We start from the raw sequence: 24,013 nt of genomic DNA on the forward strand, positions 1-24,013 counted from the left end.
CAGTCTGGCGAGCATTCTCGCCTAAATGGGTGTCCGGAATCATTAGACCACTACACGATGATGCTAAGTAGGGAAGAGTTCGTAGCGGTGGTATTTCGAATTGCGAGAGAAATGTCGACAGAGTCCTCGTGGGACGAGCATATAGTTGGGGTTGAAACGCATCACATTCGCTTAAAACATAAGAAGACATTAACTGTAGAAAAGCTAAGTCGTATGTGGCCTGATTTGCTTAAAAGCCGCATCACCCCGTCCTATACTCGCTCCATTATTGGTGCTGCGACAGGTCATCAAACGTCCATCAACGCGCCGAGGCTAGAAATAGTTCGGCGAATTTCTTCTGGTGAGCAACGTAGTCGCCCTACCGATCAAGTCTGTGATTTCTCGGATGTTCTACCCCTTTTAGATCCCAATACTTGACTGAATGCAGCATCGATACTGAACGCAAGGTTTGACTCTCAACCTCCAGATCATGTCCTGAGTTTTGCACACAAGAAGGAAGTCCTATGACATATCCGATAGCACTCCACCAACGCCGCGGGCTGAAGTTTCTTGTGGCTCTCGTCCTTTGCCTGCCGCTGTTTGCCTTGGCGGCCGAGCCATTACCCTCGTGGAACGACGGTTCGGCGAAAAAGAGCATCATTGAGTTCGTCCAGGCTGTCACAGATCAAAGCAGCAAGGACTTCGTCAAACCCGAAGATCGCGTCGCGGTTTTCGACAATGACGGCACCTTGTGGAGTGAGCAGCCGATGTACTTCGAATTTTTGTTTGCCTTGGAGGAGGTCAAGCGCACCGCGCCGCAACACCCGGAATGGAAAACCACACAGCCGTTCCAGGCCGTTCTGGAGAACGATCACAAAGCTCTGGCCGCTTCGGGCATGGAGGGCTTCATGAAAATCTTCGGCGCTACCCACACCGGCATGACCACCGAAGCCTTCGACGACTACGCAAAAACCTGGCTGAGCCAGGCCAAGCATCCGAAGACCGGTAAGCCTTACACCGAAATGATCTTCCAGCCAATGCTGGAAGTGCTCGACTACCTGCGCAGCCAGGACTTCAAGACCTACATCGTCTCAGGAGGCGATACCGCGTTCATGCGTGCCTTCGCCGAGAAGGTCTACGGCATCCCGCCGGAACAAGTGATCGGCACCACGTTTGTCACAGCATTCCAGTATAAGGATGGCAAAGCTTCCATCGTGCGCAGCCCGAAACTAGCCCATAACGATGACGGCCCGGGCAAACCGGAAAGCATCGACGCGGTCATCGGCAGGCGACCGATCTTCGCGTTCGGCAATTCCGATGGCGACCTGCAAATGTTGCAATGGACTGCCGCAGGGCCGGGTAAACGATTCATGGGGCTGGTGCACCACACCGACGCCAAACGCGAGTGGGCCTATGACCGCCAGTCCGACATCGGTCGTCTGGATAAAGCGCTGGACGAAGCAAACAGCCGTGGCTGGACTGTTGTGGACATGGCGGCCGAATGGCGCCGGATCTATCCATTCGATGCCACAACTACCGACCAAGTGAAGTAAACAAGGCAATTTATCCTGTCGGGTTCATGGTGAAATACGCCAAGGGCGTACCCCTAAAATTGGGTAAAGCGAGGTGCGCATTTTCCAGTTGCGCCATGAACGCTCGGGAGACTGCATTGCCTGTGGTTGTTAGACAGGGCAGAAGTCCATTGCTTTTGGCCCACTTTTGGATAATAGGTTCGTTGGCGCATGGCGATCCGCTTGTGGGGCTATAAATGGTATCCACTTAAATGGACACCATCGCCCTAAGCATTGAGATCAGGTAGGTGTGTTGACCGGACGCTTACAGAAAAGAAAACTCACCGCGCTTATGTTTGGGCTTACTGCACCACGCCGTTCTCGGCACTTAAGGCCGTGGTTTATGACTTCAGCCCGAGCCGTGCTGGTGAGCATGCACGTAACTTCCTCGGTTCTTCGAATGCAGCCAAGGCCTTGGATTACAGCCTTAAACGCTGGATAGCGCTGACGCGCTACCTGGACGATGGGGCTGTGCCCATCGACAACAACCAGGTCCGGCCGTGGGCACTTGGGCGTTCGAATTGGTTGTTTGCCGGATCGCTACGCAGCGGAAAACGCGCGGCTGCGATCATGAGTTTGATTCAGTCGGCGCGACTAAATGGACATGATCCATATGTCTACCTGAAGAATGTTCTCACGCGACTGCCGACGCAGCGGGAGAATGAAATTACCGAGCTGCTGCCGCATAAGTTGGCGTCCGTTTAACCACGCGGGTGCAGGGGATGCTTAGCTAGCGTAGCGAACTTTCTGATTGGCCAAATCCTACGATTTACTGCTGCTTTGGCATGCTGCGGTCTGTGTCGTAACGGCCATGATTCAGGTCGTATTTGGATGCACCTCAATCTTACCGGTCAGTATAGTTAACTCCGTCCCGATGCCGGAGTGCCTTAAATTGGACAATACCCGTGAGCGCTTGATTGACTCAGCGCTAAAGCTGTTTCTGTCACAAGGTATATACATTACTGGTGTGATGGCCATCGCCGCGATGGCGGGTGTTACCAAGATGACGCTCTACAGCCATTTCCCCTCCAAGGATGCGCTGATAGTGGCTTGCCTTGAGGAGCGTGACCGACGCTGGCGTGAAGAGGTAGCGCGCACCTTGGCAGGGCATCCTGACCCGGTCAGTGGCATGCTCGCGTTTTTCGATTTGTATCAACGCTTTCTATTGCAAGATAGCGGGCGCGGGTGTCTGTTCGTCAACAGTGCGGCTGAATTCCCCCAGTTTAGCCACCCTGTGCATTTGGCAGTGAGCCGGCATAAACAAGGGATACGCGAAAATCTTACTGCATTGGCCATGAGCGCCGGTATAAGCGATCCTTACGTAGTTGCTGAGGGGCTGTTTATCTTACTGGAGGGCAGTTTTGTCAGCGGCGCCATGGGCCAGGACGTGCGGGTATTCGACACTGCCCGGCACGTAGCTCATTGCTGGATCCGGAAGCAGGGCCAGCAGGAGCAGAGCGTATGACCCTAGGCTTATTAGCGGCCATTGCCGCCACTTTTTCCTGGTCGCTGCTCTACATCTTTCCGGGGCTGGTCGGCGATTACAGCCTCTTTGATCTGGCTGTGGTGAGCTATGCCTTTGCCGGTTTAGGTAGCCTGCTAGTGCTGTTTGTTTACCGTAGCGAAGTGCGGCAATTGCGACTGAGCGACTGGGCCTGCGCCGCACTGCTGGGCTTCTTGGGATACATCGGTTACTTCTTTCTGATTACCACTGCGGTCTTGGCAGCTGGGCCGGTGATCCCTCCGGTGATGATGGGGTCAGTACCGATCGTGCTCGCGATTGCCGGCAACATGCGAAGCTCCAGCGTGCCCTGGCGCGCCATTGCCGGGCCGCTGGTGGTGGCGGCCTTGGGCATAGGTTTGGTCAATCTGAGCGTGTTTGATTTTAGCCGTGCGACTTCAGTGCTCCCGACAGCTTCGATACTGCTTGGGCTGCTCGCATCGTTGTTTGCAATCGGATTTTGGACTGGTTTTGGCCTATTAAATGAAAGTGCTTTGGCTCGACGCCCAAGCATGTCCCCCATGTTGTGGTCAGCCATGCTGATCTTTATGTGCAGCGTCGAAATGCTGGCCTTCATCCCCGTTGGTCTGTACTTGAAACTGTCCCACTTCGCCAGCCATCCGAGTGGGTTAGCAGGTACTCAGGCGCTAATAGTCTGTGGGTTAATTCAGGGGTTAGGGGCCACCCTTGCAGGTGCCTGGGCATGGTCAATCGCAACTCGGCGTCTACCTCTGGCTCTAAGCGGGCAATTGATCGCCAGCGGAACCATTTATGCAACTACGATGGGCCTGCTCATCAACCAACGCTGGCCCTCTCCTATGGAAGCGCTTGGGACAGGGTTGCTATTCGTAGGGGTGGTGTGGGCTATTCACGCCTTTTATCGCAGGCAAACACGCCTCGCAACGCGTGGTGGGATAACTGACCTTGGCCAAAACTAATTCGACTGCGCCGGTATGGGCATTTCAGGTGTCCGCTTTGGATTGATTTGGCATCATTGCCCTAAGTGCTGGGGTCGGGAAGATGTGTTGGGCGGACGGTTACGAATGAACGCGAATCGAATCACCCTATCCTGTGGGGCTATGTGAACGCAGCTAGAGCCCGAACACCAGTTTCAGTTCACTCGGTTGCGCCCGCTACGCTTGGCTTGATAGAGGGCATCATCGGCACGAGTCAGCAGGCTTTCCACATCGTCACCCGCTTTGGCGAGGGCGACACCAAAGGACGCAGTTACAGTGTCTAGCACCTCATCCGTGCCACGAACCTTGATCCGCAGCGCCTGAATTTTCAGGCGCAGCTGCTCAGCAAAAGTATGAGCACTGGTGAGATCAGAACACGTTTGCAGGACTACACAGAACTCTTCACCACCATAGCGTGCCGCCAGAGCCTGAGGCGGGATTGAGTTCCGTAACACCTGACCAACATGCTCAAGTACGCGGTCGCCCAAAGGATGGCCATACCGGTCATTGAACTGCTTGAAATGATCGATATCCAACATGACTAATGCCACCCCATGAGGCGCGTTGATCAACGCATGCTCCAGCAAGCGAGTGAAGGTAGCTCGGTTCAACACCTTGGTCAGACCATCCAAAGATGCAGCCAGTTGGGCTCGCTCGAGCTTGTCTCTCAGACTCATAATTTCATTTTGCGCTGAGTGCAGCTGGGAGAGGAAAAGCTCTTGCTGATCCTGCATGACCTGGGTGCTCTGTTGCAGCTCGCTCAGAATGGCTGGCAACCTATGGTCGACCGGCTCCGCGAGCATTTCCATGCAATGCCCAAGACTGGCTTGAAAGTTGGCACTGCCATTCACGCAACGCGAGACATCACGCTCCATGTCGTCAACCAGGTTGATCGCTTGCTGTTGCCCTGCGCGCGCCTCCTCCAATTCGTCACGAATGATGTAGTCGCGAAAAAGCTTCGAAGCGGATTCTGGAGGGAAACAGTCGAAGTCTTTGACCACCCTGTCCAGATGGCGATTAAGCTCTGGCTCCTGACCTTTGCTGTAGGTGTACCAGAGAGCATAGTGCACGGGATTTGGTGGAATGTTGTGACGCACCATCATTGGTACGGCCTGCTTCAGCAGAGCCGCCGCCTCGCGGGAGTCCTCTGGATACAGCGCTAGGGCAGTCGCACGCGTCTCTGATTGGCTCATAACGTCACTGTGGTTGGTTTTTATTGGCATATATGAAGTCGGGGGGCAGCATATCCTTACGTACACCAAGCGGCCATACATAATGTATGCCTACTACCTGCTGGACTAGCTATAGACCGAACTCGACTACAGCAATTTGCTGAGTACCTGCAGCCCAAATTTTCGACACGATCGATTGGATGTTTCCCAACCGGCCACTGACCCAGTCGATTACTGGGTGCCTGGTTTCCTAATAGGAGTAACAAATTGCTGACCCGTCCCGACAAAAACGCGCTTCGTGCGATGCTCGAATCGCAAGTACAAGAAAAGCTACAGCATGACCCTGACGCGGTAACGACTTATGCAGCGAAGCCTGAACCCGAACGAAAGCCATACACCAGCAAGCCAACGGTTCAGGACAAGGCATTGCACAAGGAACTCCAGCAGATGCGTGCGGATGCTGAAGCCGGAGTGATTCGTAAACCGGAATCCGACGCGGTTGTAGACGACAAACCTAATCTTGCCCTTGATGATTACCCGGGCTTAAGAGAGGCAAGCTCTGCACCAAATCAATGGTGATTTCGCATGCCTGTTATACGGTGCAGTGCCAACTGCGCCACGTTCTGATTCAGTCCAAACTGGCGGTCTGTACAATGAAGCGCGGCATAACGAATCCGTGGTAATCCTGGAGTCGTGACCAATGCCCGCAACGCACCTCGGTCGATCAAGTGGGATAGACAGGCCTTAGGCATGTAACTGCCCCCCACCCCGGACAAAGTCAGCGCTAGCTGCATGCGAAATCGGCCTACAAGATGCCTGGCGGCGTGCCGATGGCCTGGTTCTCCCTGGCGTTCCTGGGGTTTGTTCTCTGCCTGCTGGCATTAAGACCTGACACTCGTATTGCCTTATTGATCAAGCCTGGGTGGTTCATTTGGTTGGCAATTGCTTATCAGCTGACCCATTCCAGAAAGCTGAAATCCGCTGCTGGTTCGCAAGCGTCCGGCTAACACACCTTCCTGATCCCAGCGTTTAAGACTACGGGGTCTGTCTTTGCCGATGGCTACGCTGATTGAGCATCGGCTTTAGATAGATCTACGGAAGCTCTGATTGCATCAATTACGTCTTGAGTGAGCGCCATAACTGTCGTTGTACTGACTTCAATCCGACTGACAATGTCTGCTCGCGGGCCCAGTTTCCAGGCAGCGCTTGCGTAAAAAATATCTTGAGATGCTAGGCGATGGCTCTCGCTTTCATAAGAGCGAATCAGGTGATAGCTGTCACAATCATGTAATGAGCCGCCATAAGAAACGACATCTATGCCAGCTTCTATGTGAAGCGGAACACTTACATTCTGCATTATTCGATGAAAATCCAATCCCGATCCTGGCTTTAAGGTGTACATCAGGATTTCAATAATTCGAGTCATTCCAAGTCTTCCATGTGGAGTTTCAACGTGAGCATCCATATATCCCAGCTTACGTTATTCGGCGGGACTCCAGTTATGCGGCAGCAGCTCGGTAATCTCACTCGCCCGCTGCGTCGGCAGGCGCTAGAACATCCTTTAGGTAAGCATACGGATCATGCCCGTTGAGCCGTGTCGACTGGATCAAACTCATGATCGCAGCTGCGCGTTTACCGCTGCGTAACGAACCTGCAAACAGCCACTTTGAGCGCCCACGTGCCCGCGGTCGGATTTGGTTCTCGCACCAATTATTGTCAATGGGCACAGCGCTGTCATCGAGATAGCGCGTCAGCGCTATCCAGCGTTTGAGGCTGTAATCCAGGGCCTTTGCGATGGCCGAGCCCTCGGGAACGAGCTGCCTTTGGGCCGTCATCCAGGTATGAAGTGCGTTGATGATTGGCACTGCTTTTTCTCGTCGTATTCGCTGCCGGTCACCTGGCACCAGTTCCCTAACTTCGCGTTCGACTTCGTACAACGCCGCGATGTAGTGCCGCGCTTTATCGGCGATCAGGCTCTTGTTGGTCGCGTGCAAATCGAAGAACTTGCGGCGCGCATGAGCCATGCAGCCGTTCTCCGTAACGCCCAGTTCGAAGCCTGCCTTGTAGCCCGCGAAGTCATCGCAGACCAGCTTGCCGTTACATTTGCCGAGGAAGGCTCGGGCATGTTCGCCTGCGCGACTCGGGCTGAAGTCGTAAACGACCGCAGCCAGATCGGAGAACTGACTGGTGGCATAAGCCCAGACGTAAGCGCGATGAGTTTTCTTCGCGCCAGGCGCCAGCATTTGTACCGGGGTCTCGTCGGCGTGGACGACGCCATGCGTCAGCACGGCTTCGCGCAGTGCATCGACATGCGCCGGTACCGGCGCCTGAATCAGCGTTTCTCACTGTTCGCAGGCCCACTTTCCACGGATGTGGCGCTCGACGGTGAACACGCCGGGCGTGTAGTCGAGCTTTTCGCTGGCATCTTCGCCGATGCGCTTGAGGGCGCAGCCGCACTGGCAGTGGCTGCTGTCCGGTTCGTGATGGATCAGCGTGCGAGGAAACTGCGGTGGCAGCGGTGCGCGCTTGGGTTGCTGGCGCACTTTGGCTTCGACAGGTGCCGGTTGCAGCGCCTCAAGTTCGGCTTCGATAGCGGCGATATCCGTATCGATCAAGTCGTCGAGCAGGCTGGCTTGATCCGGGCTAAACTGCTCGCTGCGCTTGGCAAACTGGACGCGTTTGAGCAACGCGATCTCGTGGGCCAGTTTCTCGTTGACCGACTTGTGATCGCACAAAGAGCCCGGCCCAGCGTCGGGCTTTCTCATTGCGGCGACATGTTTTTCACGAAACGCTCACAGAATGGAGTTCAGATTGAACGGACAAAAGGATTTGACCCCATACAGAAGGCCCGCCATGCGCGGGCTTTTTGCTGCCTGGTGATGGCGCTAGGCCGCAATGGTATGATGGCGCCTCTTAGATATGGAGATCTCTGAGTTGGAGCCATCAGAAAAGCAATGCCCCTACTGCGCCGAGAACATCAAGTTCGAGGCTATCCGCTGCAAGCACTGCCAAGCCGATCTGAGCCAGAAGATCGTACTGCCGCCCCGCTTCGTCGATAAACCGAAGAGTATGGGAGTCCTGACCAAGCTTTCAGTTACAGCTGTCGTGCTGGTCGTGTCGTTCCTAGGTTTTGACGCCTATGTAGGCAGCATGCCAGAGGGAAAGGCTAAGGCAAAAGACAGAGCCGCTATCGACCTATGCCATGATCGTGAGTCGGAATTCATGGGGTCGGCAGAAGCCCGTGGCATCATAACTGGCGCCTGCCGAATGCTCGAAGACGACTTCCGAAAACGCTTCGGCCACGCTCCTTAGCATCGCCCTATCGCACAGGCTGAAGGTGTTACTGGCCTGATAACGTAGCCTCCAGAAGACGCGCAGCCTGATAGAAAAAGAGCCATAAGCATGTAACTCCAGCCTTTGAGGTTCATGCGCCACCTCCTTTTGTGCTTATCGGACGCCAAAAGCAGTCATTCGAGCCGGTCTGATCATAAGCAATTATGGTTCAACGAGTGGGAGCGGTGAATCGGTATCACGCTGATCGTCGCCGGTGCGGTGTCCTGTGCATTGCGCAACGCCATCCAGCGCGGGACCAACTTCTAAATAATTCACGCGCACCCATCGCCCCCCAGGATCTGGTATCGGTTCAGCCGATCAAAGCCTGCGATTTATCGATTTGAGCTGTTGTTGAGGGTCCTCGATCATGGGCCACCTTCAACAACAAAAATAAAGGCCCCACCATGACTGCCCGCTTTCACAATCCAGTGGATACCCGCTTCGGCTGGAGCAGCCTTCTCGAACTTGCCGAAATCACCGAAAACCAGAAAGTCGCTCTTGTGACCTTTCCTGAAGCTCGCGGGCTGGGATTGGTCGATCGCATTCAGGACCTGCTGGGCGACCGATTGGTATACATCATCGAGGATGTCCAGCCCAATCCGGACGTGGCCCAGTTACGCGATACTAATGAGCGTTTTTGGCAGGAAGCCGGCGACTGCCATACGGTCGTTGCCGTAGGCGGTGGCAGCGCCATCGACACCGCCAAGGCGTTGATTGTGGGGACCGAATCGGGTTGCTTCGATGAGTTGCTCGCGTTGCTGGCAACCGGTAAACCCTTCGTCCCGGCGCGCAGCAAGTTACTGATTGCAGCCCCGACCACGGCGGGTACTGGAAGCGAAGTCACCCCGTGGGCCACTATCTGGGACTCTGCCAGCCACAAGAGCATTCAGGTTCAGATATTTTCGCAGCAGGCCAGGTATGCGATCACGTCGAGCGCTGAATTTTTCAGAGGGGCTTTTCTGGGTATTCCCGTTGTTTTTTTAAGCAGTGGGGAATTTTCCGTTGAAGATTTCGTTTGATTTACAAGGATTGACTGCTCACTAATCTAACAACGGCCTTTGACCAGGCCTGAGCTGCTTTTTCAACAGAATCGGCCGATATCTGCCCTTCCTGACAGGCAGTTATCGGCCACGATTGAACGATGAATCTCACTCGCCCAGCCCTTCTCGAACCATGTCAAAAAAGGTCGTCAGGATACGTCGCGAACTCTGTGCCCGCAGACATACCAATGTCTCGGTGAAGTGCCGCTGACAGTCAACGATCGGCAAGCCGCGAACCCGGGAGTCCGAGCCCAGTTCGGCTACCGAGACGACCCCGACGCCCATGCCAATCGCCACGGCCTCGCGTGCCGCTTCACGCCCTTCCACTTCGATTGCCTTGCGAATGTGCAAACCCGCCGCAGCCATCTCCTCCTCCAGCGATAACCGTGTGACCGAACCTTGCTCGCGCAAGACCATAGGTATGTTGTCCAGGTCGGCAAGGCAGATGGACTCTCGTTGCGCCCAGGGATGGTCATGGGCGACGAAGGCGAGCATTGGATCGCTGCGCAGGTGCAGCGTCATCAGGCGATCGTCTTCGATGTTGCGCCCCAGCAGGGCGATGTCGGCCTGGTGGCTGAACAACCGCTGCAGGACCTCGTCGGTATTGGCGGTTTCGATCTTCACCTCAACGCCGGGGTAACGGCTGCAGAAGCGTGAGACATAGGGCAAGACGTGCACCGGCGCATCCACGGCAAGGTTCAGGGTTCCCGTCGACAGGGTGCGGTAGTCCGTCAGCATGTCGTGGGCATCGATACTGATATCGAACAGGCGCTGGGTCAGGCCGAACAACCGCTCGCCCACTTCCGTCAGCCGCACCAGGCGCTTGTCGCGGTAAAACACCATCACCCCGTAATAATCCTCGAGCTTGCGCACCTGGTCGGATACCGCGGGTTGTGACAGGCAGAGTTGCTCGGCCGCCCGGGTGAAGCTGCCATTCATTGCAACGGCGTGAAACGCCTTGAGTTGGGTATGGGAAATCGTCATCGGCGCACCTTGCTATAGGTTCAACTTATCTTTCCATACGATAAATCGATTTTATTTATGAACGATGAACTGCAAGCATGATTTTCACAAGTGCCGCCCCTCGTACCCATCAGGAATGCTTTATGGAAATTGAACGTTTCGCTGTGGCAAAACGCCGTTCGGACATGGTCCGGTACGACAACCATCTCTACGTCGGTGGCCAGGTCGCCTCGGACCTCAGTGGTGATATCGGGGCGCAGACCCGCGAAGTGCTCGCCGGTATCGAGCAGCTTTTGCTCAGTGCCGGCAGCAGCCGCGAGCGGGTGCTTTCGGTGCGCATCCTGCTCGCCCATCGCGAGGACTATGAAGGGCTGAACAAGGTCTGGGATGAGTTTTTCCCTGAAGGCCATGCTCCCACACGCGCTTGCACGCTGGCTCAGTTGATCGACCCCGGTTGGCGCGTGGAAATGATCGTGGTCGCCGCGTGCGGCTGATTGTGTCCTGAACCCTGCCTCTAACCGATCCAACGGAGATGACCCTATGCGCCCCTACTGGCTGGACCAGGCCCTGAAAGATCAACCCGCTACGCCCTGCCCTCCGCTGCAACAGAACACCCGCGCCGACGTCTGCATCGTCGGCGGTGGCTATACCGGTTTATGGACCGCCATCATGCTCAAGGAACAGAATCCCGAGCTGGACGTGGTCATCGTCGAATCCGACATCTGCGGTGCCGGTGCCAGTGGACGCAATGGTGGCTGCGCGCTTTCCTGGTCGGCCAAGTACTTCACCCTTGAGCGCTTGTTCGGTGTCCAAGAGGCGATACGCCTGGTCAAGGAGTCGGAGCAGAGCATCTACGCCATCGGTACCTTCTGCGAAAAGTATGCTGTGGATGCCGACTACCGTCTCGACGGCACGCTCTACACGGCGACCAACCGCGCCCAGGTCGGCTCGACCGACGGGGTGATCGCGGCACTGGAGCGCCATGGCATTAACTCTTTCTCCAAATGTGCGCTGCCTGACGTGCAACGCATGGCCGGCTCAACGCGGCACATCGAGGGCTGGTTCTCGCCTGCGGCGGCCAGTGTGCAACCGGGCAAGCTGGTCCGTGGGCTGCGCCGGGTCGCACTGGAACTGGGCGTGCGTATTTTCGAGGGCACGCCGATGACCGGTCTGGAAGAGGGAATGCCGGCCATCGTCAATACGCCAAAAGGGAAAGTGACCTGCAACCGGGTCGTGCTGGCGATGAACGCCTGGATGGCCCGTGCCTTTCCACAGTTCTCGCGTTCGGTGGCCATCGTCTCCAGCGACATGATCATCACCGAGCCGCGACCTGATCTGCTCAAGCGGATCGGCTTGACCAGCGGAGTCACCGTACTCGACTCGCGGATATTCGTGCACTACTACCACAACACTCCGGACGGCCGAATCATGCTCGGCAAAGGGGGCAACACCTTCGCCTATGGCGGGCGCATCTTGCCGGTATTCGACCAGCCATCACCCTACGCAGGGCTGCTGCGCAACACGTTGACGGAGTTCTTTCCGGACTTTGCCGATGTCGGTATCGCCGCCACCTGGAATGGCCCTTCCGATCGCTCAGTCACCGGGCTGCCTTTCTTCGGCCGCATGGGCGCAAGCGGCAATATCTTCTATGGTTTCGGGTATTCCGGCAGCGGCGTCGGTCCGTGCCATATGGGTGGACAGATCCTGTCGTCGCTGGTACTGGGTCTGGATAATCCTTGGACACGCTCGCCGCTGCTGCAAGGTCCGCTTGGCCATTTCCCACCGGAGCCGGTCCGCTACCTGGGTTCATTGATGGTGCGCAATGCCATTCGCCGCAAGGAGCATGCAGAAGACCACAACCGACCTCCTCGTCGACTGGATGTGCGTCTGGCGAAATTTGCGGCGGCCGCCGGCAAGGCGGATAAGGGATAACGCCTCGATCCTAAGCGGTATTTTCATGCGTACCAGCAGAAACCCCCGCCCGGTTATTCGCCGAACGGGGTTTTTCCAGCACCTGTCGTCATTAGCGCGGCATTGGCTCGAGCCGTAGCCGCTAATTGTAGAACGGCTCAACCGACGCCCGACTGCCGACAAAAAAGCTGTCGGCGACCAGTCGCAGCGGCTGGAGGTCCAGGTCACTGGCCCTGTCGCCAATCAGCTGTTGAAAATGCCGATACACCGCCGCGTACTCGCCCTCCTCCGATACGGATTGGCGCACGCCGTCAATACTCAACAGTGCGCCACCGTTGTCTAGTCGCAGGATGCCTTCAGTGCAACGAATCTCGATGCTCCAGAGTTCCTCATGACCGTGATCGAAATCGAACTCCGCGCGGACATCGAGGTGGCGCGCGTCAGACATCTTGATGGACGCGGCAATCGGCGACTGGCAGTTGCTGGGGACTCGCAGTTCGGCAGACTCGACAAACAGCGGCAGCGCCAGCAGATAGGTGACTATCGACAAGGCATTGATGCCGGGATCGAAGACGCCCAGGCCTCCGGGTTGCCAAATCCATGCCTGGCCGGGGTGCCACTTGCGCACGTCTTCTTTCCAGTCGATCTGTACGCTTTGCAAGGTGCGGCTGGCCAGCCAGTCCCGGGCAGCTTCGATGCCGGGCGCGTAGCGTGAATGCCAGGCGAACAAACCGCTGACGCCTTGCTCCCCAGCCTGATTCACCAACGCCATCGCTTCACCCAACGTGGCGCACGGCGGTTTTTCTACCAGCACGTGTTTGCCAGCGGCCAGCGCTTGTTGCACCAGAGCGAATCGTCCTTGCGGTGGTGTGCAAAACGCAATCGCATCGACCTGCGGGCCGTTTTCGAGCAGCTCGCTCAGGGACTGAAAGTTCTCTACCCCGGCGCACGGCTGCCCTTGCGTGGCGACAGACACCAACTGGAACGCGGGGTTGGCGTTAATAGCGGGGACGTGTTGGTCCTGAGCAATCTTGCCGTAGCCCACCAGACCGAGACGGATCGGTTGCATCAATGACTCCTGATTATTTTTCTTATCTTGGTAAGCGAGCGGGCAAGGTTACACCGCTCGGATCATTGATCGCAGCCCCCACCGAACCTTTACCCCGCAACCGCCGTCCGAGCTATAGCCGTCACCGTGGACTTCATGCTGTTTCTCAACAGCAAGATCAATCTGCCGCTAATGCCTCTGTCTTTGCTCGGCTCGGCGTTGGTGGTGCTGATCAGCTTTCGCAACAGAAGTGTCTACAATCGCTGGTGGGAAGCGCGCACGTTGTGGGGGCGATGGTCAATAATTCCCGTAGCTTTGCGCGGCAAGTACTGACGTTGCTGGATGACCCGGATAAAGAGGTCAATACGATGAAGTCAACCCTGCTGCGCCGCCACGTGGCGTGCGTAAATTGCCTGGCGGCGCATCTCAGGGGCCAGCCGTGCCCGCTCGAAGTACAGGCGTTTATTCCCTCCGGGGAGTTCGCGCGCAGCGGCACTGATCTGCAAAGCCCGTTTCGCGACAGCGAACACCAGATCCAGATGGAAGCCCTCTGCGAAACCATCGAAAAAACCTGCACTCAATGCAACGCGATTCGCTGGGTAGCGATCATCTCAGCTACCCCGGCACAGCGGTGATTTAACAAAAAAACGGCGGGGGGGTTATTCAGTGTCCTCATGTATTTGAACCAGTGAACTCGCCAACAACGCCTCCAACCCCATCGGCTTGGCAAAATAATAGCCCTGGGCCTGCCCTGCGCCGATTTCGCGCAGCAGATCCAGGGTCGCTTCATCCTCGACACCTTCGGCCACCACACTCAGGTCCAGCGATTCGGCCATCCGAACAATCGCCCGGACGATCGCGCGACTGCGGGGGCTGGTGGTCAGTTCGAGGATGAACGACTTGTCGATCTTCAAGCCGCTGAAACGGTATTGATGCACATAGCTCAGGGATGAAAACCCTGCACCGAAATCATCGAGCACCACCGACATGCCGTGGTCGGCCAATTGCTGCATGGTCAGCCGGGCAATGGCCGGCTCGGCGACCAGCGCACCTTCGGTCAACTCCAGGCAGATCCGCGACGGCGCGACCCCGTGCCGCGCCAACAGGGCAAGCACATCACTGGCGAAGTCCGGGCGCGTCATGCTGTAGCTGGAGCAATTGACGTGCACCGGCGGCCAATTGGCGTGCCGGGGTTGGGCGAGGATCACTGCAATGCTGGTGAGCATGTACAGATCCAGTCGACCGATCAGGCGCAAGCCCTCGACATCCGGCAAAAACTCGCCCGGCGAGATGACCCGACCGCCCGGCTGATGCCAGCGGATCAGCGCTTCAAGGGCCAACAATTCGCCGGTTTCGACGCTGACAATCGGCTGGAAATAAGGCAGCAGTTCGTCAGTGCGTTTGAGCGCATTGCGCAAGGCACCTTCACGCTCAACCTGGTCCGAGACTTCACGGCGCACTTCCTGGTTGAACACCGCGTAACTGTCGCGCCCGGCACTTTTGACCCGGTACATCGCCGCATCGGCATCGCGCAACAAGTCGGCTGGCTCGTGATGGAACTGACTGTCGGCGCTGACAATGCCGATACTGCAGGACGAAAAAACCTGATGGCCATTGATGACAAACGGCAGGTCGAACGCCACCAGGATCCGTTCGGCGATGTCGATCACCACGTCCAGCGGTGCCTCGGGAGCGAGCACCGAAAACTCATCGCCCCCCAGGCGCGCCAACATGTCGGTATCGCGCAAACAGCCGCGCAAACGGTGGGCGGCCTGCCTCAACAGCAGGTCCCCAAAATGGTGGCCAAGGCTGTCGTTGACCATCTTGAAACGGTCGAGGTCGATGAACAACACCGCCAGGTGCCCGCCTGCGCTGCTGAACTGCGACCAGGCCAGGTTGAGGCGCTGTTGCAGGTAGGTGCGATTCGGTAGCCCGGTCAGCGCATCATGGGAGTTTTCGTGTTGCAACTTGGCATTCGCGTGATCGAGTTCGCGAGTGCGGTTCTGCACCCGGGCTTCCAGCATGAGGTTGGCAGCATGGATCGCTTCGGCGGCGGTGCGTCGTGACAACGCGGTGTCGATGTGCCGCGACACGAACGTCAGCAATTCCTGGTCACGCAGGGTATAGCGCACCTGCGAGGTATAGCTTTGCACCGCCAGCACGCCACGCACTACATCGCCATCGAACAATGGAATGCCCAGCCAGGAGTAGGAGCGGAAATACACATCGGCGACTTCTATTTCACCGTGCGTCGTCAATCGCTCAGCCTCGTCGGCGTCAATCAAACAAGGTCGACGCTGACGGATAACGTATTCGGTCAGACCCCGGCTCCCACGCCGTGCCACCGGGCGGACCGTCTGCCGTTCATCGACATAATAGGGAAAGGTCACTTCACTGGTGCCGTCGTCGAACAGCGCAATGTAGAAGTTCTGCGCGAACAGCAGATCACCGACGATGCCATGCAAGGTTTGAAACAACTCAGCCATGTCGCCAGGCTGGCTCGACAGTTCGGCAATATGGAACAGCGCACTCTGCAGATGTTCGGCACGTTCCCGGTCTGCCACTTCCTGCCTCAATGCGTCGTTGAGTGCCGACAGTTCCAATGTGCGACGCAGCACCGTCTCTTCCAGGTCCGCTCGGTGCAGGATCCGGTCGAGCGCCATGGCCACGTGGCGGGCCACCACCAAAAACAGCGCGCGGTCTTCAGCGCTGTAGATACGGGACACGTCGTAGACCTGCATCGCCAGCATGCCAAACACGTCATCCGAGGCGTTTTTCAACGGTGCGCCCATCCAGAACTCTGGACAGTCACCCACGCAGTAGAAACGCCCCTCGGTCTCCGCCGCATGAATGCCGGCGGCGTCGATCAGCAGCGGCTGGCCAGTGCTCAACACCTGGGCGGTCAACGACAAGTGCGAAGGGTCGAGGTATTCGTAGTTCTCGGATTCCAGGGCTTCAACATCAATGATGTCGACGTAATATGGGTAATCTATCTTGCCCGTGTGCGGGTTATACAGCGCGAGATAGAAGTTCTCGGCGTCGATCAGGCTAGCCAGCAGCCGATGAACCCCCACCAGAAACACTGACCGGTCGCGGGTCGAACTGGCCAGGTAAGTAATTTCATACAGGACTCGTTGAGTAATCTGCGCACGGGCAAGGGTATTGGCCTGTACCTCAACGCCCAGGCGCTGGGCGAACTCGGCGAGCGTCGGGTCCGCGGCATCGTCGACCGGCGCGAGTAACCAACCCAGCACACTTTCGCCTCGACCGGTCGGCCAGCGGTGCAAGCGCCGGGTCAGGCAAAAGGCTTCAAACTCTTCATTGGCAACGATTGACGGCCACTGCTCCAGGGGGGCGCCCTGTCCGACCAAATGCAGTTGTTCACCGGCGCGGTAAACCACCCACGCGGTGGTATGGGCCCAGTTGCGCGCCGAGTTCAGCAAATGCTCAATCGTGTCCTGGGTGCCGGCGCACGCCATGCCGACAGTATCTGAGATCCCTTTAAGTTGAGAGACGACCCCGTCGCAATCGTTCGATTGCCACGGGGAGTCAGTCAATGGACGAACACTCATCAGCGCTCCCTGAGCCAAAAACCGGCGATACTCACTAACTGATTGCTAGCAATTTGCTATCGAGCTTCCCGTTTAAAGCTTATGGGAGTTTTTTTCAATAGTTTTATTCGCTTAGTGCCAACTACGGGACGAACAACGAATTATTCGCTACTTGTTTCATTCGCCGACGAAAAAGAGCCCCGCCACCGAATGCGGTGCGGGGCAAAAATTGGTTGGTTGCGGCCAACCAAAGGAGCGCTGTGAAAAGCGTTTACGGGCCAGGGTCAGATGCAATCCTGTGCGGCGCGTTCAAAACTCGAAGGCAGGAAGTTCGAAGCCAGCAAATGCCGCTCGTAGATAAACACTTTGCCGCCGTTCCCGGCCTTGTAGGCTTCCAGCACGTTGTCCGCCGAGACTTTGCTCGGCACCACGATCCGGTAGCTGCGCTGGGTCTGCGTGACAGTCGGGGTCAACGCACTGCCCTGCAATTTCGGTATGACGCAGTCGGCATATTGGGCCGGGGTCTTGCTGGTCTGCAAGGTCAGGGTCGGATCGTTCGGCGCGGAGGCGCAACCGGCGAGCAGCAAAGAGGCAAATGCCATGGCAGGCACGAAAAAAGGGCGCATCGGTCTCATCCTGAAAATAAAAGGTTCGGTTCATCAAGCAACGGAACTGCGTCACGAGGCGCCGCCATTCGGGTCAATGCCTTCATCACGCAAATTTTTTGAGCTGCGTGTTCGATGGAGGTGATTTTCCGCCTACTACCGACAAAGCAGAACTTGCGTTTCGTAATGGTCACTATTACTTCTAGCGATAGTTGCGCGCCGTGCAGACCACTAATGGGTAGGATGAAATGACCGCTACAAAACCTTTGGATAACGCGCCCAGTGCAGAGGCCTCCATAATTGATGGGAAGGCGTTTGCCGAAATCTTGCGCAAGAATGTTGCTGTCGGTGCAAGGGCCTTCAGGGAGACGCGCGGCAGAGCACCCGGGCTGGCTGTCGTACTAGTCGGGAGCGATCCTGCCAGCCAGGTTTACGTGAAAACCAAAATGAAGAAGGCGCTTGAGTCCGGGATTGACTCTTTCCCTCATCTGCTCGAAAGCGATACGTCCGAGACTGAGTTGCTGAACTTGATCGACAAGCTCAATAACGACCGTTATGTACATGGAATTCTGGTTCAGCTTCCGCTGCCCGCCCACATCGATGAATCGAAGGTTATTGCAGCCATAAACCCACCAAAGATGTCGACGGCTTCCATCCGATCAATGTGGGTCTGCTCGGCCAGGGGAAAGCCAAACTGATTCCTTGCACCCCTCTGGGCTGCTTGATGATGCTAAAGGATCATATCGGCGACCTCAGCGGCAAAAAAAACGTGATCGTCGGCAGGTCAAACATCGTCGGCAAGCCCATGGCGAATTTGCTTCTTCAAGAAAACTGCACCGGCACGATTGTGCCCTCCCGTACGCGAGATCTCATCGCGGAATGTCTTCAGGCAGACATCCTGATCGTAGCGATTGGCTGGGATGAATTCATCGACGCAAGAGCAATCAAGCCGGGCGCAGTGGTCATTGACGTTGGTATCAACAGAGTTGAAAGAAATGGACTGTCGGTTCTGGTGGGTGATGTCGATCTCAACTCTGCCAAGGTCGTTGCAGCAGCCATTACTCCAGTTCCAGGTGGCGTAGGTCCTATGACCGTTGCTTGTTTGATGAGAAATACGCTGGCAGCTGCAGAGGCAATTGAGAGTAATACTGCTGCTCGCTACTGAAAGTGCAAAAGCTCAGACTCGATCTGAGAGTTACCGGGCCTCTGGTTGCCTGTCAGGTCGAGCTTTGCTGGTCAATTTGGCGTACCAGACTTTCTCTCCATCACAAAGAAGTGGTCATCTGCCCGGTATTACACGCCTGCCGCCGCTGGGCCCGCGGATCGATGCCCGTGGCGACCAGCGCCCTGGCAACATCACGCAGAGTGCGAGCATATCGTAAGCTAACTTCAGGACAGGTACCGAGAGACATACGGGGTTGCTTATCCGACCAGGAAAAGCGGAAGTGCCAGCACTTGGCGCCTTTCGTATTCACGAAAAGGGCGAGGCCATTGTAGTCAGGAAGGGTGTAGTCCTTGGCACCGGGCTTGGCGTGTCGGACCGCGGTCTTGGTGAGAGCCATCGCACAATCTCCGTCTCGTATGAATGGAGGAGATTTGTACGGTTTGCGGTGAGACTGGCACCACGAAAAAACCGATCTGCCGAGCGCCAGATTGATGTACTGGAAAATGTACTTATTGAGGCTGGATATGAGTGTTTTCAGGGGGGGGCGCAGCAAAAGTCAAAGAAAGACTTTTCTTTGGACGAAAAAAATGGACCTCTTTTCAGAGATCCATTTTTTAATGCTTGGAGCGGGAAACGAGACTCGAACTCGCGACCCCGACCTTGGCAAGGTCGTGCTCTACCAACTGAGCTATTCCCGCGTCTTGGTGAGGCGCATTCTATAGAATCCAGATGCCGCGTCAACCCCTTGATTCAAAAAAGTTTATTTCTTTTCCACGTCGGTCTTCAGATGCGGCCAGGCAGCCCGCAAATATTGGACCATGGACCACAACGTCAGGCCCGCGGATATCAGCAGCAAGGCGTAACCCAGCAACACCCAGAACGTGAAATCCGACGGATTGGCCAGCAGGATCACCAGCGCCAGCATTTGCGCGGCGGTCTTCCATTTGCCCAGGTTCGACACGGCGACGTGAGCACGGGCGCCGAGTTCGGCCATCCATTCGCGAAGTGCCGAGACGACAATCTCGCGACCAATGATCACGGCAGCCGGCAGCGTGAGCCAAAGGTTGCCATGTTCTTGCACCAGCAATACCAGTGCAACGGCGACCATCAGCTTGTCAGCCACGGGATCGAGGAAAGCCCCGAACGGTGTGCTTTGTTCCAGTCGGCGGGCCAGATACCCATCCAGCCAGTCTGTGGCGGCGGCAAATGCGAACACCGAGGCGGACGCCAGGTAGCTCCATTGATACGGCAGGTAGAACAGTAAAATGAAGATCGGAATGAGCAGGACGCGTAGTACGGTAATCAGATTAGGGATATTCATCGGCACAACTGGCTACGAGGTGAGGGGGCATTCTACTCGCTGTGCAGATTGGCATAAATCAACTCTGCGAGCTTTTTACTGATCCCGGGTGCTTTGGCGATCTCTTCGATGCTGGCACGAGACAGCTCCTGCAATCCACCAAAATGTTTCAACAAATCGCGGCGACGGGTCGGTCCGACACCGGCGACGCCCTCCAGTGTAGACGTGCGGCGAGTTTTCCCACGACGGGCGCGGTGCCCGGTAATCGCGAAACGGTGAGCCTCGTCGCGTATCTGCTGGATCAAATGCAGCGCGGGAGAATCACCGCGCAAGGTGAATTCGTGGGCAGCATCGTTCAGGTACAGGGTTTCGAAACCGGCCTTGCGCGTGGCGCCCTTGGCTACGCCCAACAGAATCAGATCAGGTACGGCCAATTCATTGAGCACGTCACGGGCCATGGACAGCTGCCCCTTGCCACCGTCCACCAGCAAAATGTCCGGTAGCTTGCCCTCCCCGTCCTTCAGTTTGCTGAAGCGTCGGGTCAGGGCCTGATGCATCGCGGCGTAGTCATCGCCCGGGGTGACGCCTTCAATGTTGTAGCGACGATAGTCGGACTTGATCGGACCTTCGGGGCCGAACACCACACAGGATGCCACGGTTGCTTCGCCACTGGAGTGACTGATGTCGTAACACTCCAGGCGCTGTGGCGGTTCGTCCAGGTTCAGCACTTCTGCCAGCGCATCGAAACGTGCAGCAACGTGTTGACGGTTGGCCAGTCGCGCTCCCAGGGCCTGCTCGGCATTGGTGACCGCCAACTGTTGCCAGCGTGCTCGCGTACCACGAACCCTATGACTGATGGTCAATTCGCGACCGCGTAGCTCATCGATGGCCGCGATCAGGGTCGGGAAGTCTTCGTGAACCACGTTGACGATCAGTTCGCTCGGCAAGTCGCGCTCGGGACTGCTGATGAAGTACTGGCCGAGAAACGCCGCCATGACTTCGGAAACGTCCTCTTCAATACCCACCTGAGGAAAGAAGTTCTTGCTCCCCAGCACCCGGCCGCCACGAACACTGATCAAATGAACGCAGGCACCACCCGGATTGACAAACGCTGCGATCACGTCGACATCGCCCGTCCCGCCTTCCATGCTTTGCTGGTCCTGGACCCGGCGCAGTAATGAGATCTGATCACGCAACTCGGCCGCACGCTCGAATTCGAGGTTGATCGCCGCCTCTTCCATTCCTGCAGACAACTCGTCCGTCAACGCATTGCTGCGCCCCTCAAGGAACATCACCGAGTGTCGTACGTCTTCAGCGTATACCTCGGGTTCCACCAGCCCGACACAGGGCGCCTTGCAGCGTTTGATCTGGTATTGCAGGCAAGGACGGGTGCGGTTCTTGTAATAGCTGTCTTCGCACTGACGAACAAAAAACGTCTTCTGCAGCAGGCTCAGGCTTTCGCGAATGGCGCCGGCGCTGGGATAAGGGCCGAAATATTTGCCCTTGGCCTTTTTGGCACCGCGATGGATGCTCAAGCGTGGAAACTGACCATCCGAGAGAAAGACGTAGGGGTAGGATTTATCGTCGCGCAGCAGGATGTTGTAGGGCGGCCGCCACTCCTTGATCAGCGTCTGTTCAAGCAACAAGGCTTCGGTTTCATTGGCCGTAATCGTCGTTTCGACCTGAGCGATACGCGCGACCAGCGCCGCGGTCTTGGGCGCAAGACCGGATTTGCGGAAGTAACTCGACAGACGATTCTTGAGGTTCTTGGCCTTGCCGACATAGAGCAGGCGTGCCTCGCTGTCGAACATGCGATACACACCGGGACGCCCACTGACCGTCGACAGAAAGGCGCTTGGATCGAAGACTTCAGTCATTTTCAGAGGCTGGCATCGACCATGCCGTGACGAACCGCCAACAGCGTCAACTCGACATCGCTGCTGATCGAAAGCTTTTCGAAAATGCGGTAACGGTAAGTGTTCACGGTTTTTGGCGACAGACACAGTTTGTCGGAAATGATCTGGACCTTCTGACAGCCGACAATCATCAGCGCGATCTGGATTTCTCGCTCCGACAAGGCGTCGAAAGGCGAATCATTGGTCGGCTGGAAGGATTTGATCGCCAGTTGCTGTGCAATTTGCGGGCTGATGTAGCGCTGCCCGGCAAACACCAGGCGGATAGCCTGGACCATTTCAGGCAGCCCGGCACCCTTGGTCAGATAACCCGCGGCACCGGCCTGCAACAACCGAGTCGGAAACGGATCTTCTTCGCACACGGTGACCGCGACGACTTTGATATCCGGATGACTGCGCAATAATTTGCGTGTGGCTTCAAGACCGCCGATGCCGGGCATCTTGACGTCCATCAGCACCACATCGGGTTTCAACTCACGCGCCTTGAGCAGGGATTCTTCGCCTGACTCAGCCTGGCCGACTACTTGCAGGCCATCGATGTCAGCCAGCATTCGTGTAATGCCTGTACGAACGAGATCATGATCATCGACTACTAGCACCCTAATCAAGCAGACACCTCGCGATATGGTCTTATTGGGTTGCCGACACCTTAGCAAAAAGCGACTGGCAGACCTAGCGGCAAGCGTCATATAAAAAGTTTCAATTCGTCTTCAAAGGCCTGTCGTATGCATGTTCCAGCCTGGCGAGGCAACGATATCGCGCTGCATTCTCAGGAAACACTCGTCCGTGCCGACCACCTTCAGCCCCTTTCTCTCATACAACGCTTGCGCGGGATTATTATCAAAAACCGTCAAACGCAATGCCGGACGCCGTTCCTTGCACGCCATGGCGAATACTTGATCAATCGTCCAGGAACCGGCGCCCTGCCCTCGAAACGCTTCGATGACGTGCAACTCGCGAATGTACAGGGCTTTGGCATCACGACTCAGACTGACGTAGCCCACCAATGCCTCACCGCGCACAATCAACCAGTTCTCGCGCCCTGCCCAGCCCACATCGAAACCTTCGTCCTGCCACAACAGATCGTGCCGAATGTAATAGCGCAGCATGTTTTTGCGGGTCAGTTCACGAGCGAAGTCGAGATCCCCGAGCGCTGCCGGGCGTAATTCAAATGCCATCAAACCTCCGCGACAGCCACTATTTGCCCCTTCCAGCCATCAGCATCGCGGCGAGCCACGACCATCAGGTTGCCTGTTCCCGGTGCGGCTGCAACCAGCGAGCCGTCCGACGCCCAGATCGCGCTGCGTCCCGCCGCCTCCCAGCCACCCGTTGCACCACCATGGTTGGCCATCAGGACCGCCATCGAATGCGTGCGGGCGTAGCCTTGCAACAACGCGGTATCCGGGGCGTAGCCGTTTTCGGTGATCAGTACGCCCGCCGCATAGAGATCAGCTCCTTCCTGCGTCGCTGCCGCCGCATGACTGGCGTGAGAGAAATCCGCACACACCGCCAACGCGACCGTATCGGCACCTATGGTCAGGGTCGAACCGCCGGTTCCCGGTGCAAATGCCACTTCCTCGCCTGGATGCAAATGTTGCTTGCTGTAGATCCCGAGCGATCCATCAGCGCCCAACACCAGCGCCCCAATCAATACGGGCGAATCCCCCGACAGGCGAATCGGCATCCCGACGACAGTCGTCACACCGACTTCCCGCGCGAAATCCCTTAGCGGTTGCAGAACCTCGGCGTCTGGCGCAATGGCCAATTCAGCCGCAAGTCCACGCTCGTACCCGGTCAGCGACAACTCCGGGAACACCAGCAATTGCACGCCCTGCTCAGCGGCAACTTGCATGAAGCGCTGATGCCGCACCCTGTTTGCGGCAAGGTCACCGGCGATCGAGATCGATTGAGCGGCTGCGATGATCAGTGGCGTCATGGTTCGTCCCTGTGACGTTGTACGTAAGCGGAACACAAAGTGTGTCACAACCGGCAACGCACTCAAGCG

Annotated in this window: 19 protein-coding genes, 1 tRNA gene and 8 pseudogenes; 13 read left to right on the forward strand and 15 right to left on the reverse strand. The window is 56.8% G+C overall.

Features of this window, described 5'->3' with window-relative positions:
- From MO767_RS09780 to MO767_RS09800, 5 genes and pseudogenes are all read left to right on the forward strand, one after another.
- Positions 1–417, forward strand: a 417-nt coding sequence (locus tag MO767_RS09780) for a hypothetical protein (RefSeq protein ID WP_282480308.1), incomplete at its 5' end; no start/stop codon positions are given.
- Positions 418–503: 86 nt separating this feature from the next.
- Entirely contained in the window at positions 504–1,532 is a 1,029-nt protein-coding gene (locus MO767_RS09785) for an HAD family hydrolase (protein WP_282480309.1), read from the forward strand.
- A gap of 288 nt (positions 1,533–1,820) precedes the next feature.
- Positions 1,821–2,255, forward strand: a pseudogene (locus MO767_RS09790) (transposase); the annotation flags it as partial.
- A gap of 187 nt (positions 2,256–2,442) precedes the next feature.
- On the forward strand, positions 2,443–3,015 hold the full coding sequence (locus tag MO767_RS09795; protein ID WP_282480310.1) for a TetR/AcrR family transcriptional regulator: 573 nt from the start codon (positions 2,443–2,445) through the stop codon (positions 3,013–3,015).
- Positions 3,012–3,989: a DMT family transporter gene (locus MO767_RS09800; protein WP_282480311.1), complete on the forward strand. Its 978-nt coding sequence runs from the start codon at positions 3,012–3,014 to the stop codon at positions 3,987–3,989. Before MO767_RS09795 ends, MO767_RS09800 begins: the two co-directional genes overlap by 4 nt.
- Positions 3,990–4,162: 173 nt before the next feature.
- Here MO767_RS09800 and MO767_RS09805 read toward each other — a convergent pair whose 3' ends face one another.
- Positions 4,163–5,200: a GGDEF domain-containing protein gene (locus MO767_RS09805; RefSeq protein ID WP_282480312.1), complete on the reverse strand. Its 1,038-nt coding sequence runs from the start codon at positions 5,198–5,200 to the stop codon at positions 4,163–4,165.
- Between the two features lie 246 nt (positions 5,201–5,446).
- Here MO767_RS09805 and MO767_RS09810 point away from each other — a divergent pair, with 246 nt between their 5' ends.
- Entirely contained in the window at positions 5,447–5,758 is a 312-nt protein-coding gene (locus MO767_RS09810; RefSeq protein WP_282480313.1) for a hypothetical protein, read from the forward strand.
- Here MO767_RS09810 and MO767_RS30840 read toward each other — a convergent pair.
- Positions 5,749–5,973 (reverse strand): annotated as a pseudogene (locus tag MO767_RS30840) (hypothetical protein); the annotation flags it as partial. The gene MO767_RS09810 and the pseudogene MO767_RS30840 overlap by 10 nt on opposite strands.
- On the opposite strand from MO767_RS30840, the pseudogene MO767_RS09815 reads away from it, so the two are divergent.
- Positions 5,968–6,186, forward strand: a pseudogene (locus tag MO767_RS09815) (amino acid transporter); the annotation flags it as partial. The pseudogenes MO767_RS30840 and MO767_RS09815 overlap by 6 nt on opposite strands.
- A 53-nt stretch (positions 6,187–6,239) precedes the next feature.
- Here the strand turns inward: MO767_RS09815 and MO767_RS09820 are convergent.
- Together MO767_RS09820 and MO767_RS09825 are read right to left on the reverse strand one after the other, a co-directional pair.
- Complete coding sequence (locus MO767_RS09820) at positions 6,240–6,605, reverse strand: NIPSNAP family protein (protein ID WP_282480314.1); 366 nt, start codon at positions 6,603–6,605, stop codon at positions 6,240–6,242.
- 54 nt (positions 6,606–6,659) lie between these two features.
- Positions 6,660–7,902, reverse strand: a pseudogene (locus MO767_RS09825) (IS66 family transposase); the annotation flags it as partial.
- A gap of 196 nt (positions 7,903–8,098) precedes the next feature.
- Here MO767_RS09825 and MO767_RS09830 point away from each other — a divergent pair.
- Positions 8,099–8,491: a hypothetical protein gene (locus tag MO767_RS09830; protein WP_282480315.1), complete on the forward strand. Its 393-nt coding sequence runs from the start codon at positions 8,099–8,101 to the stop codon at positions 8,489–8,491.
- Between the two features lie 425 nt (positions 8,492–8,916).
- Positions 8,917–9,504 (forward strand): annotated as a pseudogene (locus tag MO767_RS09835) (iron-containing alcohol dehydrogenase); the annotation flags it as partial.
- A gap of 156 nt (positions 9,505–9,660) precedes the next feature.
- Here MO767_RS09835 and MO767_RS09840 read toward each other — a convergent pair.
- The gene (locus MO767_RS09840; protein ID WP_282480316.1) at positions 9,661–10,536 is read right to left on the reverse strand and encodes a LysR substrate-binding domain-containing protein; all 876 of its coding nucleotides are present in this window, start codon (positions 10,534–10,536) and stop codon (positions 9,661–9,663) included.
- Positions 10,537–10,658: 122 nt separating this feature from the next.
- On the opposite strand from MO767_RS09840, the gene MO767_RS09845 reads away from it, so the two are divergent.
- Complete coding sequence (locus MO767_RS09845; RefSeq protein ID WP_282480317.1) at positions 10,659–11,009, forward strand: RidA family protein; 351 nt, start codon at positions 10,659–10,661, stop codon at positions 11,007–11,009.
- Between the two features lie 46 nt (positions 11,010–11,055).
- Positions 11,056–12,447, forward strand: a complete 1,392-nt coding sequence (locus tag MO767_RS09850; RefSeq protein WP_282480318.1) for an FAD-dependent oxidoreductase — start codon at positions 11,056–11,058, stop codon at positions 12,445–12,447.
- Positions 12,448–12,568: 121 nt separating this feature from the next.
- On the opposite strand, the gene MO767_RS09855 is transcribed toward MO767_RS09850, so the two are convergent.
- A complete protein-coding gene (locus tag MO767_RS09855; protein ID WP_282480319.1) occupies positions 12,569–13,495 on the reverse strand; it encodes a Gfo/Idh/MocA family oxidoreductase in 927 nt (308 codons plus the stop codon).
- A gap of 114 nt (positions 13,496–13,609) precedes the next feature.
- Here MO767_RS09855 and MO767_RS09860 point away from each other — a divergent pair.
- A pseudogene (locus tag MO767_RS09860) lies at positions 13,610–14,114 on the forward strand (bestrophin family ion channel); the annotation flags it as partial.
- Positions 14,115–14,133: 19 nt separating this feature from the next.
- Here the strand turns inward: MO767_RS09860 and MO767_RS09865 are convergent.
- The gene (locus tag MO767_RS09865; protein ID WP_282480320.1) at positions 14,134–17,046 is read right to left on the reverse strand and encodes an EAL domain-containing protein; all 2,913 of its coding nucleotides are present in this window, start codon (positions 17,044–17,046) and stop codon (positions 14,134–14,136) included.
- A 263-nt stretch (positions 17,047–17,309) separates the two neighbouring features.
- Complete coding sequence (locus tag MO767_RS09870) at positions 17,310–17,651, reverse strand: hypothetical protein (RefSeq protein WP_282480321.1); 342 nt, start codon at positions 17,649–17,651, stop codon at positions 17,310–17,312.
- Between the two features lie 227 nt (positions 17,652–17,878).
- Between MO767_RS09870 and folD the strand changes: the two are divergent.
- A pseudogene (gene folD, locus MO767_RS09875) lies at positions 17,879–18,795 on the forward strand (bifunctional methylenetetrahydrofolate dehydrogenase/methenyltetrahydrofolate cyclohydrolase FolD).
- Positions 18,796–18,934: 139 nt separating this feature from the next.
- On the opposite strand, the pseudogene MO767_RS09880 reads toward folD, so the two are convergent.
- The 7 genes and pseudogenes from MO767_RS09880 to MO767_RS09910 all read right to left on the reverse strand — a co-directional run.
- Positions 18,935–19,192 (reverse strand): annotated as a pseudogene (locus MO767_RS09880) (Arm DNA-binding domain-containing protein); the annotation flags it as partial.
- A 225-nt stretch (positions 19,193–19,417) separates the two neighbouring features.
- Positions 19,418–19,493, reverse strand: a tRNA-Gly gene (locus MO767_RS09885).
- Positions 19,494–19,555: 62 nt separating this feature from the next.
- Entirely contained in the window at positions 19,556–20,116 is a 561-nt protein-coding gene (gene pgsA, locus MO767_RS09890) for a CDP-diacylglycerol--glycerol-3-phosphate 3-phosphatidyltransferase (RefSeq protein ID WP_008150904.1), read from the reverse strand.
- A gap of 32 nt (positions 20,117–20,148) precedes the next feature.
- On the reverse strand, positions 20,149–21,972 hold the full coding sequence (gene uvrC, locus MO767_RS09895; protein WP_056741535.1) for an excinuclease ABC subunit UvrC: 1,824 nt from the start codon (positions 21,970–21,972) through the stop codon (positions 20,149–20,151).
- A gap of 2 nt (positions 21,973–21,974) precedes the next feature.
- A complete protein-coding gene (gene uvrY / locus MO767_RS09900; protein WP_008015884.1) occupies positions 21,975–22,616 on the reverse strand; it encodes a UvrY/SirA/GacA family response regulator transcription factor in 642 nt (213 codons plus the stop codon).
- A 102-nt stretch (positions 22,617–22,718) separates the two neighbouring features.
- A complete protein-coding gene (locus tag MO767_RS09905) occupies positions 22,719–23,186 on the reverse strand; it encodes a GNAT family N-acetyltransferase (protein WP_282480322.1) in 468 nt (155 codons plus the stop codon).
- The gene (locus tag MO767_RS09910; protein ID WP_282480323.1) at positions 23,186–23,944 is read right to left on the reverse strand and encodes a carbon-nitrogen hydrolase family protein; all 759 of its coding nucleotides are present in this window, start codon (positions 23,942–23,944) and stop codon (positions 23,186–23,188) included. Before MO767_RS09910 ends, MO767_RS09905 begins: the two co-directional genes overlap by 1 nt.
- Positions 23,945–24,013 lie beyond the last annotated feature (69 nt).

It is taken from the genome of Pseudomonas sp. UYIF39, assembly GCF_029963765.1.
Classification (GTDB): domain Bacteria; phylum Pseudomonadota; class Gammaproteobacteria; order Pseudomonadales; family Pseudomonadaceae; genus Aquipseudomonas.